The sequence below is a fragment of the Ruegeria sp. K7 genome (assembly GCF_056531785.1).
In genome coordinates this window covers 333320-349737 of record NZ_JBQFMJ010000003.1, presented here as the reverse complement: position 1 = coordinate 349737, position 16418 = coordinate 333320, and the positions used below count along the sequence as shown (strand labels likewise).

The following is a 16418-nucleotide window of genomic DNA, read 5'->3' as shown; positions in this document are numbered from 1 at the left end:
GGGACGAATATGGACAACACGGTGAACCTGACCCAAGCGGGAACCGCCGAAAGCATACCGCCGCTGAAACGCCTGTTTCAAATGCGCGAAACGGGGTTGATTGTCATCATTCTGGCGTTGTTTTTGATCATGTCCTTCGCCTCACCCTATTTCCTGACCTGGGCCAATATGCGGGCGATGTCGATGGCCTTTGCGGTGGACGGACTGCTGGTGATCGGCATGACAATCCTGCTGATCTCGGGGGGGATCGACCTGTCGGTCGGTTCGGTCACAGCGCTGGCCATGGTGATCGCCGGGTGGCTTTTCCTGAGCGGGGTGAACCCGTGGGTAGCCTCGGCCATGGCGATCGCGCTGTGCACGGCCATCGGGGCCTTCATGGGGTTCTTCGTAACCCGCGTTGGGCTGCATCATTTCATCGTATCGCTGGCGATCATGGTAATTGCGCGGGGGGCTTGCCTGTTGTTCACCGGTGGACGGCCGCTAGGGCTGTATACCCTGCCGCCCGAATTCAAATTCATCGGACAGGGATCGGTCGGACCGATCCCGATAGTGATCATCATTTTCCTTGTCTTCGTGATCGCCTTTGATTTCATGCTGCGGCGCACGACCATGTTCCGGAAGGTGTTCTATACCGGTTCCAACCAAAAGGCCGCGGCCTATTCGGGCATCCGCACGAAGAAGGTGATCTTTCTGACCACCACGTTGTGTTCAACGCTCTGCGGCGTGGCGGGCATCATCTACATGGCCCGGTTCGGCTCGGCGCAGCCGACGTTCGGGTTGGGGCTGGAACTGACCATCATCGCCGCTGCCGTGATCGGCGGGGCCAGTCTGAATGGCGGCTCGGGGTCGATCCTTGGCGCAATCCTCGGCGTCATCCTGTTGTCGCTGGTGTCCAGTTCGCTGGCGCTGCTGGACGTGTCGGTCTACTGGCAGGACATCATCCGTGGGTCGATCCTGCTGGCGGCTGTCACCATCGACCACTACCTGAACAAGAGGCGCGGGTGATGGTGGACAAGAAGAAAGACTTCGAACTGATCCGGCAGATCCACACCGTTCTGGTCCTGCATTACCTGGAAGGTCAGAAGCAGGCCGATATTGCTCGGACGCTGAACCTGTCGAACTCGAAGGTCAACCGTCTGATCACGCAGGGTCGCAATATGGGCATGGTGAAAATCGATATCGAAAGCCCGTTCGAGACGTTGATGGATATCGAACGTGATCTGGCCCGGTCGACCGGTCTGAGCGACGCCATCGTCACCCCGTCGGTCGCCGGCAGCGCCGAGACGACCCTGCAACAGGTCGGCCGCGCTGCCGCCAATCATCTGGTTGAAACCCTGCGGAATGGGGATGTCATCGCAATCACCGGCGGCAAGGCCGTCAGTGCAACGGTCGAGGCGCTGGAACCCGAGCGTGATTTTGACGTGACCGTTGTACCGCTGACGGGGGGTATTCAGGGCAAGTACTACACCGACGTTAACCATCTGGCGACGCAGATGGCAGACCGGTTGGGCGGCAAAACCATGCTGTTGCACGCACCGCTGTTCGCCGAAAGCCGTGAACAGCGCGACATGCTGGAACAGGTCTCCTCGATCCGCGAGGTACTGGACCTGGCCCGCCGGGCAGATGTCGCTCTGGTCGGGGTCGGATCGATCGAGCCGGAAGGCTCCAGCTATTACGACCTGCACCCTGTGCCCGAGGCGGATCGCAAGATGTTGGTGGGCATGGGCGTGATCGGAGAGCTCCTGGCCCATCTCATCCATATCGACGGGTCGGTGTCGAACTATGCCCTGAACTCGCGATTGGTGTCGGTTTCACCATCCGATCTGGCGCAGTGCTCGCGCGTGATCGGGGTCAGTGCAGGGGCGCAGAAAGTGCAGCCAATCAAGGCAGTGCTGAACGGAAAGTTTCTCAACTCGCTGATCCTGGACGAAGATACAGCGACCGCAGTCATACAGGAAATGGAAGGAACACGGGATGTCGCATGAGATGCTGACACGGGAAATCGGAACGTCTGGGATCGAAGCATCGGTCATCGGGCTGGGCACATGGGCCATCGGTGGCTGGATGTGGGGCGGCACGGACGAGGCGAAGTCCATTGCGGCAATTCAGGCCTCGGTCGATGCGGGGGTGACGCTGATCGACACGGCCCCCGCTTATGGTCAGGGCGTCGCTGAAGACATTGTGGGCAAGGCGCTAAAGGGTCGGCGCGACAAGGTCGTGCTGGCCACGAAATGCGGGCTGGTCTGGCATACACAGAAGGGCAACCACTTCTTCGACTATGACGGCAAGCCGGTGCATCGCTATCTGGGCAAGGACGCGATCATCCATGAGGTCGAGCAGAGCCTGACCCGCCTGGGCACCGACTACATCGACCACTACATCACCCACTGGCAGGACCCGACCACACCCATTGCCGAGACGATGGAGGCGCTGGAGGCCCTGAAACAGCAAGGCAAGATTCGCTCGATCGGGGCCAGCAATACCTCGGTCGACGAGGTACGGGCCTATGTGGCCGCGGGGCAGTTGGACGCCATCCAGGAAGAATACTCGATGGTCAAGCGCGACATCGAAGGCACTTTGCTGCCAGTGTGCCGTGAGAATGGCGTATCCGTGCTCAGCTATTCCTCGCTGGCACTGGGGTTGCTCAGCGGCAAGATCGGTCCGGATCGTGAGTTTACCGGCGATGATCAGCGCAAGGACAACCCGCGCTTTTCCATGGCGAACCGCCAGAAAGTGGCGGACCTGATGGAGACCATCGCACCGATTGCCGAAGGGCATGACGCGACGCTGGCACAGACTGTCATCGCATGGACGGTACAGCAGCCGGGGATCACCTTCTCACTTTGCGGTGCGCGGGATGCAGCACAGGCAGTCGAGAATGCGAAGGCAGGGCGGCTGCGCCTGACCGAAGCCGAGATCGCCGAGATCGACACCCAAGCCCGCGCGCATCTGAGCGATCTGGACAGCTGAACCATCGAAGCCTTCGCGAAAAACAGGACCATCATGTCAGAACAACGACAACAAAACCTGACAAAGCTGCGCGAGAACGCCGTGTTTGACGTGGTGGTGATTGGCGGGGGCGTGAACGGGATCGGTGTCTACCGCGATCTTGCCCTGCAGGGGCTGCGGGTGCTGCTGGTCGAACGCAACGATTTTGCCTCGGGCTGTAGTGCCGCGCCATCCCGGATGATCCATGGTGGCCTGCGCTATCTGGAAAACGGCGAGTTCGATTTGGTGCGGGAATCGCTTCAGGAACGCGATGCGCTTTTGGTGAATGCTCCACACATGGTGCGGCCATTGCCGACGGTGATCCCGATTACCTCGGTCTTTTCCGGAATGTTCAATGCAGCGGCGAGCTTTTTCGGCCGGCATGGCAAACCCTCCAGCCGTGGGGCGGTGCCGATCAAGCTTGGCCTGTCGCTTTACGACTGGGTGACACGCAAGCGGCGAATTCTGCCCAGGCATCATTTCAACAGCGTTGGTCGCACACGCAAGGACTGGCCCGCGCTAACGCCGAAAGCCACGCGTTCAGCGGTGTACTACGATGCGCAGATCACCCATCCTGAACGTCTATGCGTTGAAATGATCCGCGACGTTCAGGTGGCGGCCCCGGAATGCGTTGCCCTCAACTACGCGGAAATGGCAACAGATGGCGGTGGCTATTCAGTGATCGACAGGCGCAGCGGCGACACCCTGCACCTTGATCCAAGGGTAATTGTAAACGCGACTGGCGCTTGGCTGGACGATACCGTGCAAGTCCTGGGTGGCACCTTGGATGAGCAGATGGTCTCGGGCACCAAGGGCTCGCACCTGATCATAGAAAACCCGGCTCTGTTACAGGCGCTTGGTGGTCATATGGTCTATTTCGAAAACTCGGACGGGCGGGTGTGCATCGTGTTCCCCTATCAGAGCAAGGTGTTGGCCGGATCGACTGACATCCGCGTCGAGAAAGCCGCGCGGGTGCGCTGCGAGCCGGAGGAACTCGACTACATCCTCGGCTCACTCCGGTTGGTTTTTCCCAAGATCCAGGTCACACCCGACCAGGTGGTGTTCAGTTTTAGCGGCATCCGTCCGTTGCCACGCAGCGATCACGATTTCACCGGTCGAATATCGCGCGGCCATTTCACGCGACGTTTGGACGGAGATGTTCCCCAGTTCTGCATGGTCGGCGGCAAATGGACCACGTTCCGCGCTTTTGGGGAACAGACCGGGGATGAGGTTCTGGCCGAGTTGGGCAAGCCCCGGCAAACTTCGACTCTGGGGCTTGCCATTGGCGGCGGCGCGCAGTTCCCCGATAATTCGCGAACCTTGGAAAGCCGGCTGGAAGAAGAATTCCACGTTACACCCGATCGCGCACAACACCTGATCGGGCACTACGGCAGTCAAGCGGATGATGTTGCGCTGTTCTGCCAGTTGGTTGACGACGCGCCTCTGGCGGCAGGCTGCTCTTACACCAGGGCCGAGATCATCTGGCTGACGCGCACCGAATTTGTCGAAACCCTGTCCGACATTGTCCTGCGCCGGACCGCGCTGGCCATCACAGGCCAGATTTCCGAAGTACTGTTGGACCGGCTGGGCGGCATCTTTGTCGATGAACGTGGTCTCAGCCAACAAGAGATTACCAATCAGACCCAAGCCCTAATCCACGAATTGTCCGAGTTTCACGGCGTGTCCGCCGAGGCTCTGACCGCACGAAACAAGGAACGGAGAACAGAATGCGTGTAAGCAGCAAGGCCCGGATGAACCGGATGTTCACGAACGGGGGATGTCTGGATGTGGCGATCGACCACGGCGTTTGCAACGAGCCCAGCTTTATGGTCGGGCTGGAGGATATGGCGGGTGTTATGGACACGCTGATCGGGGCCAGGCCGGACGCGATCCAATGTGCCTACGGGCAGGCCGATCTGCTGCAATCGCGCCCCGAAAAGGACAAGCCCGCGCTGGTGATGCGGATCGACATGGGCAACCCTTACAACGATCAGCGCCACCGGGTGATGTGGTCGATGCTGCAAAACGCAGACGAACCGATCATCGGCGCGCTGGAAATGGACGCCGCCGCCGTCGTTGTGAACCTGTTCATGCTGCCGGATGAGCCTGAACTGTTCCGCCAATGCGTCGAGAATATCAGCAAGGTGCGCGCAGCCTGCCACAAATACGGGATGCCGCTGATGATCGAGCCCCTGGTCATGCTGCCCAACGATGTGCGCGGAGGCTACCAGGTGGATGGCAATGCCGAGAAGATCGTGACACTGGTGCGTCTGGCCTCGGAAATGGGGGCCGACATCATCAAGGCGGACCCAACCGAGAACCCCGAGGATTTCCACCGCGTGATCGAGGCCGCCCGCGTGCCGGTTCTGGTGCGTGGTGGTGGCAAGGAAGACCTTAAGACCGTTCTGATGAAGTCGGCGGCGCTGATGGCACAGGGCGCGCAGGGCATGGTCTATGGCCGCAATATCTATCAGCATGACAACCCCAAGGCAGTTGTGGCCGCTCTGATGGCGATGATCCACAATAACGCAAGCGGTGAAGAAGCGTGGGATATCTATAACAGTGGCTGAGAACGGGTATATTCTGGGGCTGGATGCAGGAAACACAGTCATCAAGGCTGTGCTTTTTGACCTGCAGGGGCGCCCTGTGGCGATGCAGGCGCTGGACGGGCAGTCCTCGACGCCGCAGCCAGGGCATGTCGAGCGTGACCTGAACGAGTTGTGGGCAAATGCCCGGCAGGTGATCGGCGGATGTATCAACAAGGCCGGGATAACCCCTGACCAGATCATCGGCGTTGGCTGTGCCGGGCATGGCAACGGGCTTTACCTGCTGGACAAGGCGGGCGCGCCGTTGATCGGCATCCAATCGCTGGACACGCGTGCCGCATCTCTGGCTCAGGAGCTTTCCGAGGTGGCCGGCGACGCCTTGCACGCGTTGTGCCTGCAAAAGCCGTGGCCGTCTCAGACCCCGGTTCTTCTGGCCTGGATCAAACGGCACCGACCCGAGCTTTATGCGCGGACCGGTACGGTTATGCTGTGCAAGGATTTCGTAACCTACAAGCTGACCAGTGAGCGGGTTAGCGAGATTTCGGACATGTCAGGTTGCGGCCTGACTCGCATGCCGGATTGCACCTATGATGACGGCCTGTTGGCACTTTACGGCCTGAGCGATGCGCGTGAGATGCTTCCGCGCCTGATCGATCCGGCGGATATTGCCGGAACCGTCAGTCAAGAGGCCGCCGTCGCAACGGGTCTGGCCGAAGGCACGCCGGTGATCGGCGGTTATTTCGATGTGGTCTCCAGCGCAATGGGTTCGGGGGTCGTGCGCGCCGGAGAGGCTTCGATCATCGCGGGCACCTGGAGCATCAATCAGGTTTTCTCGGATGCGCCAGCGGTCAATCACGATTTGTTCATGGTGTCGGGTTTTGGTCCGAACCGGTTCGTGAATATCGAGGCCAGTGCCACGTCGGCGGCCAATCTGGAATGGTATGTGCGCGAGTTCGTCGAACGCGGGGGTCATCATGACGACCCGTTCGGACACTGCAATGCCAAAGTGGCCGAGGTTGATCCCGCGCCAGACGATCCGTTTTTTCACCCCTTTCTCTACGGCTCGGGACAGGGGGCGTCTTTCCGGGGTGGGTTCTATGGTGTCGCGGGCTGGCATGGCGAAGGCCACATGCTGCGGGCCCTGTTCGAGGGCGTTTTGTTCGAGCATCGCCGCCATATCGAGGTTCTGAAAACCGCAGGCGTCGGATTCGACCAGGCGGTTCTGTCTGGCGGCGGGTCACGCAGCCCGGTCTGGCCGAAGATGTTCGCGGATTGCCTTGGCGTGCCGATCTATGTGGCCGAGGCGCAGGAAACGGGCGCTTTGGGCGCGGCCATCGGAGTAGCGGTGGCGACCGGAACTTATGAAACATACGAAGACGCGATTGGTCAGATGACCCGCCGCGACTCTGAGTTCCAGCCGAATGCGGCGATGCAGCGCCATTACGACACTCGCTACGCCAAGTATCTCGGGTTGATCGAAGCGATGCGCGGGTTCTGGGACGACGCTCAAACGACAGTCGAAAGGTAGAAAAATGAAAGCTGTAGGGTTTCTGAAGTCACTGCCGATTGAAGCACAGGACAGCCTGTTGGATGTCGACCTGCCGGAACCGGTCGTGCTGCCAAACGATCTTCTGGTGGAAATCGAGGCGGTCTCGGTAAACCCCGCAGATGCGAAACGGCGCATCCGGACAGCCGCCGAGCAGGATCATGCGGAGCCGTTCATTCTTGGATATGACGCGGTTGGGATTGTCCGCGAAATGGGCGCAGAGGTCACTGGTTTTTCCAAAGGCGACCGGGTCTGGTACGCGGGTGATGCCAATCGTCCGGGATCATATGCAGAGTTGCAGGCGGTTGATCATCGGATTGCGTCCGTGGCACCGTCCTCGGTCAGCCCCGAAGCAGCAGCGTCGCTTCCCCTGGTGTCGCTGACCGCATGGGAAATGCTGTTCGACCGTCTGCAAGTGCCCGCCAATGAGACGCCCGCCAGTCTGCTGGTCATTGGCGGGGCCGGAGGGGTCGGATCGATCACTTTGCAACTGGCGCGCAAGCTGACTGGCCTGCACCTGATCGCAACCGCCTCGCGCCCGGAAACCACCGAGTGGTGCAAGGAAATGGGTGCGCATCAGGTGGTGAACCACCGCGATCTTGTCGCCGATTTCCGGGCCGCCGGGCATGACACTGTCGACTATATCACCCAATACGCCGATACCGCGCAGCATTGGGACGCGATGTGCGAACTGATCGCACCACAGGGACGGATCGGGACCATCGTCGAGACGGATGAAAAGCTGGACATCTCAGCCCTGCAAGGCAAATCCGCCGCGTTGATGTGGGAGCTGATGTTCACGCGATCTCTGTTTGGCACCGCGGATATGGCGCGTCAGGGGCAGATATTGGCGCGGGTTGCCAGACTTGTTGATGACGGGATCATTCGGACAACTGAAACCAAAACGCTGCGGGGCTTGTCGGCGGGCACGCTGAAAGAAGCTCATGGGATCATTGAAACCGGCCGCATGATCGGCAAACTTGTCGTTGCGTATTAATCAGAAAGACCAGAAATTCATGACAGACGCCCGGCAACTTGATGGGGATTACGACTATATCATCGTCGGCGCAGGCACGGCCGGGTGTGTTCTGGCGAACCGATTGACCGAAGACCCCAAAACACGAGTTCTGCTGCTCGAGGCAGGCGGGTCAGACAACTATCACTGGGTGCATATTCCGGTTGGCTATCTCTATTGCATCGGCAACCCACGTACCGACTGGATGATGAAAACCGCGCCCGAACCGGGGCTGAACGGGCGTTCTCTGGCCTATCCGCGCGGTAAGGTGCTGGGGGGATGCACGTCGGTCAACGGCATGATCTACATGCGGGGCCAGGCGGCGGACTACGATCACTGGCGGCAGCTGGGAAATACTGGCTGGGGTTGGGATGACGTGCTGCCCTATTTCCTGAAATCCGAGGATCACCATGCCGGGCGGACCGACATGCATGGGCATGGCGGTGAATGGAAGGTCTCGAAACAGCGTTTGGAATGGGACATCCTTAGAGCCGTGCAGGAAGGCGCCAAGGAGTTCGGCATTCTGCCGCGCGCCGATTTCAACGATGGCAATAACGAAGGTACGGGTTTTTTCGAGGTCAATCAGCGTAAAGGTGTGCGTTGGAACACGACCAAAGGCTTTCTGCGCCCGGCGATGAAACGCCCCAACCTGCGTGTTTTAACCCACGCCGAGACCGAGACGCTGTTGTTCGACGGCAAACAGGTAACGGGCGTGCGCTATCAGCACAAAGGCGAGCGATGCGAAGCTTTTGCCCAGGCCGAGGTGTTGCTGGCGGCCGGAGCGGTCAACTCGCCCAAGATTCTGGAATTGTCGGGTGTCGGGCGAGGCGATGTTCTGGCTGATCACGGAATCGCTCTGCACCACGAAAGCCAAGGTGTCGGCGAGAACCTGCAGGACCATTTGCAGATCCGGACGGTGTTCAAAGTCCAGAACGCAAAAACTCTGAACACGATGGCGAATTCCCTGGTTGGAAAGGCGAAGATCGCTCTTCAATACGGTCTGACGCAATCCGGGCCGATGTCGATGGCTCCCAGCCAGTTCGGCATGTTCACCAAATCCAACCAGGATCTGGCCACGCCAGATCTGGAATACCACGTGCAGCCCCTGTCCACGGACAAGCTGGGCGACCCGTTGCACCCGTTCCCGGCGATCACCGTATCGGTCTGCAACCTGCGCCCTGAAAGCACGGGCACCTGCCATATTCAGGCGGCGGATACCAAGGCGCAGCCTGACATTCGCCTGAACTACCTGTCGACCGATAATGACAAACAGGTCGCCGTGAAATCCGTGCGGCAGGCGCGGATGATTATGACGGCGAACGCTCTGAAACCCTATCAGCCGCAAGAAATCCTGCCCGGTCCGGTGATGGAGTCCGAAGACGACTTGGTGAAAGGCGTCGGGGATATCGCCACCACGATTTTCCACCCCGTCGGCACCTGCAAGATGGGGTCGGACGCCTCAGCCGTGGTGGGCGCGGATCTCAGGGTGCATGGGCTGAAGGGATTGCGGGTGGTCGACGCGTCGATCATGCCGAAAATCGTTTCGGGAAACACCGCGTCACCTGTTGTGATGATCGCGGAAAAGGCGGCGGATATGATCCGCAAGGGAGTCTGACAAGTGTCGGAAGTCGTGATCATCGCGCGGATCGTGCCGGAAGACGGCCAGTGGGAATTGTTGCGCGCTGCCATAGATGATCTGGCCGCTGCCAGCCGCGAAGAGGCGGGAAACAAAGGCTATGACGTGTTTGTTCCAGCCAGCCGACCGGCTGAGTTTCTGATCCATGAAATCTGGTCAGATGCCGAGGCGATTGCCAATCACGGGCGCATGCCGCACATGGCCAGGTTCAAAGAAATCGTAAAGGGAAAGGCCCAGATTTCGGTTCAAAAACTGGCCAAAACCTAAGGGCCAAGGGATTCGTTTTTCTGATTTTTTGCTGAGTTTCCGCAATATTATTTTCTCTGTCATAGTTCTGGTGACAGAGGGGCAATTCGCATGTGGAGTATGCAAGACATGGGTGTAAAAAATATACAATAAAAACAACAATATACGCGAAAAATATACTGGCCGATCTCACGGAACATCTTAACCGCAGAACCGCCAAAAACGTTGACTGTGCACCTCAGAATGATAATAATAACAATCACTGCAATATATTTCAGTTTCAATTCCTGAGGAGGGGCATTGGCTGAGATCGCGGCTCCGGAGCGCTCTGTCCCGGATCGACCGCACTCTGGAGAAAACAAAAGGGAAGAGAAGAAAATGCAGCGGAGGAATGTATTCAAGGCCGGCCTGCTGGCAACAACACTAACGCTTGTTGGAGGCGCCGGAGCTTTTGCCGATGATAGCAAGCGGATCGCGTTCTTTGTATCTGACTTGTCGAACGTGTTTCACCAGTCTCAGGCCGCCGAGGCCGAGCGTTACGCAAAAGAAAAGTACGGCGCTGAGGTGGTGGTGTTTGATGGCCGGGCGGATTCAGCCATCATGACTCAGAACGTTGACCAAATTGCAGCAGGTGGATTCGATGCTGCCACACTGCACATCTGGGATGCCGAGGCCGCCACACCCGGTGTCGAGGATGCTTTGGCAGATGATATCGTCATGACCTCGTTCTTCAGCCCGATCACGGATACCGGCATTCCGACCGCGCGCAGCGATGAAGCCGCAGTGTCGTTCGAGATGGGCGCGCAAATGGCCAAGGCCTGGAAAGAGGCACATCCCGATAAACCTATCGTCATGGTGCAACTGGGTTGGCCAAACCATACCGAAGTCAACTCGGGCCGGACCGCGCCATTTGCCGAAGGTGTCCTGTCGGTTGATCCCGACGCCGAAAATCTGGGCGCGCTGGATTCCAGCAAGGGCCAGGAAGCAGCCAAGCAGATCATCGTCGACCTGCTGACACAGCGCCCCGAAGTGAACCTGATCTATTCCGAAGCATCGAACCTTACCGTGGGAACGATGGCCGGGCTCGCGCAGTTGGGGCGCGGCAAGTTCGACAATGGCAAGCCGTTGACCGAGATTGTGGCCAGTGTCGACTTTGACTCGGTCGAGTTCGAACAGGTTTATGATCCTGCTTCCAGCCTAAAAGTTTCGATGGGTCTGCCGCCTGTGGAAACCGCGCAGGGCCGGATTGACCTGATCATGGATGTGCTGGACGGTAAGATCGAACGGACCTCGGACACGGCGGAAGAGTTTTTCTACAAGGCCTACACTGTTTCCTACTGGTCCATGCCGAAGGAAGAGGCCGAGCAGTGGCTGAAGGACCAGTTCGGTGGCTGATGGACGTTGACTGAATCAGGCTTTGGCAAACAGGTCCGTTGGTCGACAACGGGCCTGATCTGCCCAGCCGGTTCTTTCAATGCTGCCTGCTCCAACACCTCGAACTCGCTCGGGGTTCCGGCGCTGGTGGCAACGCATCCAAACTCAGATAAGCTTGATCCAGGGACGCGGCCCTTTGCGCCGGTCGGAGGCTTGCGGATTAAAAGGGGATGATCGTGCAGATTGCTTTTGCCGAAAAAGCGCTGTCCGTCAGGGATTTGACCAAGGACTACCCCGGCGTGAGGGCCGTGGACACCGTGTCATTCGACATTGATCGCAACACGGTGCATTGCCTGGTCGGAGAGAACGGTGCCGGAAAATCGACCATCGTGAAGATGTTGACCGGGGCACTGGCCCCGACCAGCGGAACGATGGCCATCCAGGGCCAGGCCTATGAGCCAAACAGCACCCAGGATGCCCGTGAAAGCGGTGTAGGGACGCTGTTTCAGGAATTTCATGTGGTTGATCAACTGACCGTCGAGGAAAACCTGACACTGGGGATGGAAGCCAGTCGCTTTGGTTTTCTGGTCAAGTCAGACCTTGAAGACCGCGTGATCAAAACTCTAGCAGCGATTGAGCCGACAATTGACCCCAAAGCGCGTGTGTCCTCGCTGAGCGTCGCGCAGAAACAAATCGTCGAGATCGCCCGTGCCGCGTCCTCGGGTGCGAGCATCATCATCATGGACGAACCGACCGCAGCGCTGTCGGAGCGTGAAGTGGAGCGCCTGTTCGGCGTGATCAGGCGGCTGCGGGATTCCGATGTGACGGTCATCTATATCTCGCACAAGCTGGATGAGATCTTTGAACTGGGTGACAATGTCACCGTTATGCGCGATGGCAAACACATTGCCACCAAACCACTGACCGAAGTAAACGGCCGCCCTGAACTGATCGAGATGATGGTGGGACGCGCGATCACGCATGATTATGAGCCGCGCGGCGAGATTGCGGATAGTCCGGTGCTGACAGTCAAAGGTTTGAGCAATCACCTGCTGAAAGACGTGTCTTTTCATGTAAATGAGGGAGAGATCGTTGGCTTTTACGGTCTGGTCGGTGCAGGCAAGACCGAGGTCGCCCGGGCGATATATGGGGCTGACAAGGCCGAAGGGCAGATAGATTTCAAGAACCGCAAACGCGCGGCCTCGCCCAAGGAAGCCATCGCGGCAGGGATCGCCCTGGTTCCCGAGGAACGGCGCACGCAGGGCCTGTTCACCGAACTTACGATCCGTCGCAATATCCCGATCATGAACATCCGCAAGCTGGCCCGGTTCGGCATCTTTCAGGATGAGCGCGAAAAAGAAGTCGCTCGCGAGTATGTCGGCAAGTTGGGGATCGCAACGAATTCCATCGAGAAATACGCCGAGAAATTATCGGGCGGAAACCAGCAAAAGGTTGTTCTGTCCAAATGCCTGTTCGCTGATGCGGATCTGTTGTTGCTGGATGAACCCACCCGCGGCGTCGACGTGGGCGCAAAATCCGAAATCTACGATCTGATCCGCGGCCTGGCGAACAACGGCCGCGCGATCTGCATCTTTTCGTCAGAACTGGAAGAGGTGCTGGGCATCTGCGACCGGGTCTTTCTGATGTATGATGGCCGCATCGAGGCCGAGATCAAAAACGGGGCAGAGGTCGACATTCCGTGTATCCTGAATGTCGTTACCGGTGGGGGCGGTGAAAACTCATGACCGATCAGGCAATTCAGGGCCGAAGGCTGGCTGAGCGGGACAACAGTCTGAGTGACGAGATGTTCATCACCTCTCTGGTAGCGGGGGCCGCCATGGCACTTTTCGCGCTCGCCTCCGTTTTGGTGCCCAACTTCTTCCAGTTTCAGAACGTCGTGAATCTGGTGACCAATAACTGGGCAGTGATTTCGCTGGGCGTTGGGGTCACGTTCTTGCTGGTTTCGGGAAACTTCGACCTGTCGGCGGGCGGTATCGTGGCGTTGTCGGGCGTATTGGCGGTGTGGTTCGCGCAGTCTACGGATGGGGCGAATGCACTTTCTTCAGGCTGGGGGATGCCGACGTCGCTGGCGATGTTCTGCGCGCTGATCGGGGCCATGCTGATCGGAGCCATCAACGCTGTCTTCGTGGTTGTTCTGCGGGTGCCGTCGATCATCGTCACGTTGGGCACCATGATGCTGGCGCGCGGAATTGCGCAGGTAATCACCCAAGGCTCGCAACGCAACACCAACCTGCCCTCGGATTTCGGAACGTTGGGGAACATGACCATGTTCGGCACCTCGATCAAACTGCCGGTGGTGCTGATGGCGATTCTGATCCTCGTGGCCGTTTTTGTTGAGCGTAAGACGGTGTTCGGACGGCTGACCTATCTGATCGGCGCGAACCCGGTGGCCTCACGTTTGTCTGGCGTCGACAACGCGCGGCATGTGGTGAAGCTCTACCTGTTCAGCGCCTTTGTTGCCGGGGCCGTGGGGATTCTGCTGGCATCCGAGTTCAAATCGGGCTTTTCCAACCGCGGCACACTGATGGAATTCGACGCGCTGGTCATCTCTCTGCTGGGCGGGGTTGCGATTGCCGGCGGGTTTGGGTCGATCATCGGCATGTTCTTTGGGGCGATCGTTCTGGCCACCGTGACCTCGGCCGCGACGGGTTTGGTGCTGTCACCCGACTGGCAGTTCACCCTCAAGGCCATCGCGGTGTTTATCGCAATCATGGCCCAGACATGGGCTTTGGCGCGGAGGCACGCGTGATGACCGACCTTACCCAACACCCCAAGGCCGGAGACCGTGTGAAACGGTTCCTGAAAGACTACTACATCTATCTGGTCCTCATCCTCGTCGTCGTGCTGCTGAGCACCGCCAACCTGGACAAGTTCCCGCTGTTCGAGCGCGGCAACTTCCTGAGCGAGCGAAATATCATCAACATCCTGCGTATCTCGGCCCCGATCCTGACACTGGCAGGAGCTTTCACGCTGCTGATGATCTCGGGTTATATCGACCTGTCCGTGGGCAGCGCCATGAGCCTGAGCGCGGTCGTCTACGCCCTTCTGGCCATCAACGGGGTGCCCTTCCTGCCCGCTTTTCTTGCAACGGTTCTGGTGGGGGTTCTGTTGGGCGCGATCAACGGATTTCTGGTGATCCGGCTGAAGATCACACCGGTCATTGCAACGCTGATCACACTGAGCCTCTATAAGGGCATTGCGCTGCTGCTGGTCGAAGATGGCATCTCGGCCATCAAATCCGGCGGCGGACTGAAAATGCCGAGTTGGTTCAACGACTACGGGCGCGATGGCGTCCTGTTTGGCCTGCCCTGGGCCTTCTGGGTGGCCGTTCTGGTGACGATTGCGATGATCATTGCGCAGGATCGGATGAAGCTGGGCAAATACGCGGCGGCAACTGGAGGCAACCCAACGGCGGCGAAACTCTCGGGCATCAATACGGCTCGCACGGTGATCATCCTTTACGTGCTGGTCGGCATCTGCGCTGCGCTGGCCGGGATTGCCCGGTCCAGCTTTATGTCGCTGGGTGATCCGCTGTCAGGCGACGGCATGGAATTAACCGCTATACTTGTGGTTCTGTTGGGTGGTACAGCCTTCAGCGGCGGTGAGGGGCGTGTTTTGAAATCCTTCATCGGCGCGTTGATCATCATGTCCCTGACAGTTGGCATGTTGACACTTGTGCCCGCCTATTTCCAAACTCTGGTCGTGGGCACCGTGTTGTTGCTGGCGGCCGCGTCGAACCATTTGGTGAGCAGAAAGGACAACGAGAGTTGAACGCCAGCGGACCCGATCCCGATACCCTGCGCCTGATTGCCCGCGTCCTGACCTTGCATTTTCAGGAAGGTCAGCTGCAAGCCGAGATTGCGAAGAACCTTCGGCTATCGACCGCCAAGGTGAACCGACTCATCAAGCAAGGCCGCGAGATGGGTATGGTCGAATTTCGGATCCACAGCCCATTCCAACGGTTGTTTGATCTGGAAAACCAACTGAAGCAGCGATGGTCCGGTGTCGAATTTCTGGTCGTCGATACGGTCACCGAGAATGCGGGCACCACACTGGATCTGGTCGGCAAGGCTGCGGCCCAATACTTTCAGGAAATCGTGCAAGAAGACGACGTCATCGCAATCTCGGGCGGCAAGGCGCTGAGCGTCGTGGCCAACCACCTGCGGCCCAAGAGGTCCACATCAAACAGGGTCATTCCAATGACCGGCGGCGTTCAGGGGCAACACTATACGGATGTAAACCATATTGCGACGCGCATTGCGGACGGGCTTGGCGGTTTGGCTACCCTCATACACATCCCCCTGCACGCCGATACCCAAGAAGAGCGTGACATGCTTATGTCGGTCCGAGCGGTACGGGATGTGCTGAATCACGCGCGAAACGCAAATGTCTCGCTTTTGGGATTGGGCGCCGTGACCGGAGAGGATGCAACCTACTACCAAGCTCACCCCCTGTCAGAAGAGGACAGGATTCAGCTGTATGACAGCGGCGTCAGGGCCGAGCTGCTGGGGCATCTGGTCAATTCCGCAGGTGAGCTATGCAGCAGTGAACTAAATTCCAGACTGGTCAGCCTGCCGCTTTCAGATGCCAAGTTGGTTCCCATCCGTATTGGCGTGGCAAGTGGAAAAGAAAAGGTTGAGCCGATCCTGGCGGCATTGAATGGCGAACACGTCAATACCTTGGTGGTTGATGACATAACCGCTCAGTCAGTATTGGATAGTTCAGCGAAGGAATAATGTTTCTGCTTCGGGCGGAATCAGCTTGTCTATCGTCAAAAGAACTGCCCTTTTTGGCGGTTCGTTTTCGTTCCGGAAGCGCTGAGGTTCCTTCAAGTCATAAACGCCCATTCCGCCGCATTTCTTCTTCCAGCGATAACAGGTTTGCTCCACAATACTGTTTGGCCGGATCGCTTCCAGACGAGACATTCCTTAACCATCAGAAACTCAACTGTTGCTGTTGGTGACTGAAAATACGGCTGAGACGGACGCAACCAGCCGCCGTAATTCGAACCTCGCATCACACCGCCGATGCGGTCGATGTCCCCCT

General features: G+C 58.5%; 15 protein-coding genes. 14 read left to right on the top strand and 1 reads right to left on the bottom strand.

Annotation, left to right across the window (positions count from 1 at the left end):
• Nucleotides 1–9 precede the first annotated feature (9 nt).
• The 14 genes from ACR0FE_RS08675 to ACR0FE_RS08610 all read left to right on the top strand — a co-directional run bounded on the left by ACR0FE_RS08675 (nt 10) and on the right by ACR0FE_RS08610 (nt 16108).
• Nucleotides 10–1005, top strand: a complete 996-nt coding sequence (locus ACR0FE_RS08675) for an ABC transporter permease (protein WP_480912432.1) — start codon at nt 10–12, stop codon at nt 1003–1005.
• Nucleotides 1005–1985 (top strand): sugar-binding transcriptional regulator, encoded by a 981-nt coding sequence (locus ACR0FE_RS08670; protein ID WP_480912431.1) that lies wholly within the window; start codon nt 1005–1007, stop codon nt 1983–1985. Before ACR0FE_RS08675 ends, ACR0FE_RS08670 begins: the two co-directional genes overlap by 1 nt.
• Nucleotides 1975–2970, top strand: a complete 996-nt coding sequence (locus ACR0FE_RS08665) for an aldo/keto reductase (protein ID WP_480912429.1) — start codon at nt 1975–1977, stop codon at nt 2968–2970. The genes ACR0FE_RS08670 and ACR0FE_RS08665 overlap by 11 nt, the downstream gene beginning before the upstream one ends.
• A gap of 33 nt (nt 2971–3003) precedes the next feature.
• Complete coding sequence (locus ACR0FE_RS08660; protein WP_480912427.1) at nt 3004–4725, top strand: glycerol-3-phosphate dehydrogenase/oxidase; 1722 nt, start codon at nt 3004–3006, stop codon at nt 4723–4725.
• Complete coding sequence (locus ACR0FE_RS08655; protein ID WP_480912425.1) at nt 4716–5558, top strand: class I fructose-bisphosphate aldolase; 843 nt, start codon at nt 4716–4718, stop codon at nt 5556–5558. Before ACR0FE_RS08660 ends, ACR0FE_RS08655 begins: the two co-directional genes overlap by 10 nt.
• Nucleotides 5551–7062 (top strand): FGGY-family carbohydrate kinase, encoded by a 1512-nt coding sequence (locus ACR0FE_RS08650; RefSeq protein ID WP_480912422.1) that lies wholly within the window; start codon nt 5551–5553, stop codon nt 7060–7062. Before ACR0FE_RS08655 ends, ACR0FE_RS08650 begins: the two co-directional genes overlap by 8 nt.
• Nucleotides 7063–7066: 4 nt before the next feature.
• Nucleotides 7067–8077 (top strand): zinc-binding alcohol dehydrogenase family protein, encoded by a 1011-nt coding sequence (locus ACR0FE_RS08645; RefSeq protein WP_480912420.1) that lies wholly within the window; start codon nt 7067–7069, stop codon nt 8075–8077.
• Nucleotides 8078–8096: 19 nt separating this feature from the next.
• Complete coding sequence (locus ACR0FE_RS08640) at nt 8097–9710, top strand: GMC family oxidoreductase (RefSeq protein WP_480912417.1); 1614 nt, start codon at nt 8097–8099, stop codon at nt 9708–9710.
• 3 nt (nt 9711–9713) lie between these two features.
• Nucleotides 9714–9998: a putative quinol monooxygenase gene (locus ACR0FE_RS08635; RefSeq protein WP_480813336.1), complete on the top strand. Its 285-nt coding sequence runs from the start codon at nt 9714–9716 to the stop codon at nt 9996–9998.
• A gap of 357 nt (nt 9999–10355) precedes the next feature.
• A complete protein-coding gene (locus tag ACR0FE_RS08630; protein WP_480912415.1) occupies nt 10356–11372 on the top strand; it encodes a sugar ABC transporter substrate-binding protein in 1017 nt (338 codons plus the stop codon).
• A 209-nt stretch (nt 11373–11581) separates the two neighbouring features.
• Nucleotides 11582–13096 carry a sugar ABC transporter ATP-binding protein gene (locus ACR0FE_RS08625; protein ID WP_480912413.1) on the top strand — a complete coding sequence of 505 codons (1515 nt, stop codon included), beginning with the start codon at nt 11582–11584 and terminating at the stop codon, nt 13094–13096.
• Nucleotides 13093–14121: an ABC transporter permease gene (locus tag ACR0FE_RS08620; protein ID WP_480912410.1), complete on the top strand. Its 1029-nt coding sequence runs from the start codon at nt 13093–13095 to the stop codon at nt 14119–14121. The genes ACR0FE_RS08625 and ACR0FE_RS08620 overlap by 4 nt, the downstream gene beginning before the upstream one ends.
• Nucleotides 14121–15143, top strand: a complete 1023-nt coding sequence (locus ACR0FE_RS08615) for an ABC transporter permease (protein WP_480912408.1) — start codon at nt 14121–14123, stop codon at nt 15141–15143. Before ACR0FE_RS08620 ends, ACR0FE_RS08615 begins: the two co-directional genes overlap by 1 nt.
• On the top strand, nt 15140–16108 hold the full coding sequence (locus tag ACR0FE_RS08610) for a sugar-binding transcriptional regulator (protein ID WP_480912406.1): 969 nt from the start codon (nt 15140–15142) through the stop codon (nt 16106–16108). The genes ACR0FE_RS08615 and ACR0FE_RS08610 overlap by 4 nt, the downstream gene beginning before the upstream one ends.
• Here ACR0FE_RS08610 and ACR0FE_RS08605 read toward each other — a convergent pair.
• Entirely contained in the window at nt 16094–16297 is a 204-nt protein-coding gene (locus ACR0FE_RS08605) for a hypothetical protein (RefSeq protein ID WP_480912404.1), read from the bottom strand. The two genes, ACR0FE_RS08610 and ACR0FE_RS08605, sit on opposite strands and share 15 nt — an antisense overlap.
• Between the last annotated feature and the right edge of the window lie 121 nt (nt 16298–16418).

Bases quoted from the DNA above. Each gene is read 5' to 3' on its own strand.
- ACR0FE_RS08660 (WP_480912427.1), top strand. From the start codon at position 3,004: ATGTCAGAACAACGACAACAAAACCTGACAAAGCTGCGCGAGAACGCC.
- ACR0FE_RS08630 (WP_480912415.1), top strand. From the start codon at position 10,356: ATGCAGCGGAGGAATGTATTCAAGGCCGGCCTGCTGGCAACAACACTA.
- ACR0FE_RS08655 (WP_480912425.1), top strand. From the start codon at position 4,716: ATGCGTGTAAGCAGCAAGGCCCGGATGAACCGGATGTTCACGAACGGG.
- ACR0FE_RS08645 (WP_480912420.1), top strand. From the start codon at position 7,067: ATGAAAGCTGTAGGGTTTCTGAAGTCACTGCCGATTGAAGCACAGGAC.
- ACR0FE_RS08625 (WP_480912413.1), top strand. From the start codon at position 11,582: ATGATCGTGCAGATTGCTTTTGCCGAAAAAGCGCTGTCCGTCAGGGAT.
- ACR0FE_RS08675 (WP_480912432.1), top strand. From the start codon at position 10: ATGGACAACACGGTGAACCTGACCCAAGCGGGAACCGCCGAAAGCATA.
- ACR0FE_RS08605 (WP_480912404.1), bottom strand. From the start codon at position 16,297: ATGTCTCGTCTGGAAGCGATCCGGCCAAACAGTATTGTGGAGCAAACC.
- ACR0FE_RS08620 (WP_480912410.1), top strand. From the start codon at position 13,093: ATGACCGATCAGGCAATTCAGGGCCGAAGGCTGGCTGAGCGGGACAAC.
- ACR0FE_RS08615 (WP_480912408.1), top strand. From the start codon at position 14,121: ATGACCGACCTTACCCAACACCCCAAGGCCGGAGACCGTGTGAAACGG.
- ACR0FE_RS08665 (WP_480912429.1), top strand. From the start codon at position 1,975: ATGTCGCATGAGATGCTGACACGGGAAATCGGAACGTCTGGGATCGAA.
- ACR0FE_RS08670 (WP_480912431.1), top strand. From the start codon at position 1,005: ATGGTGGACAAGAAGAAAGACTTCGAACTGATCCGGCAGATCCACACC.
- ACR0FE_RS08640 (WP_480912417.1), top strand. From the start codon at position 8,097: ATGACAGACGCCCGGCAACTTGATGGGGATTACGACTATATCATCGTC.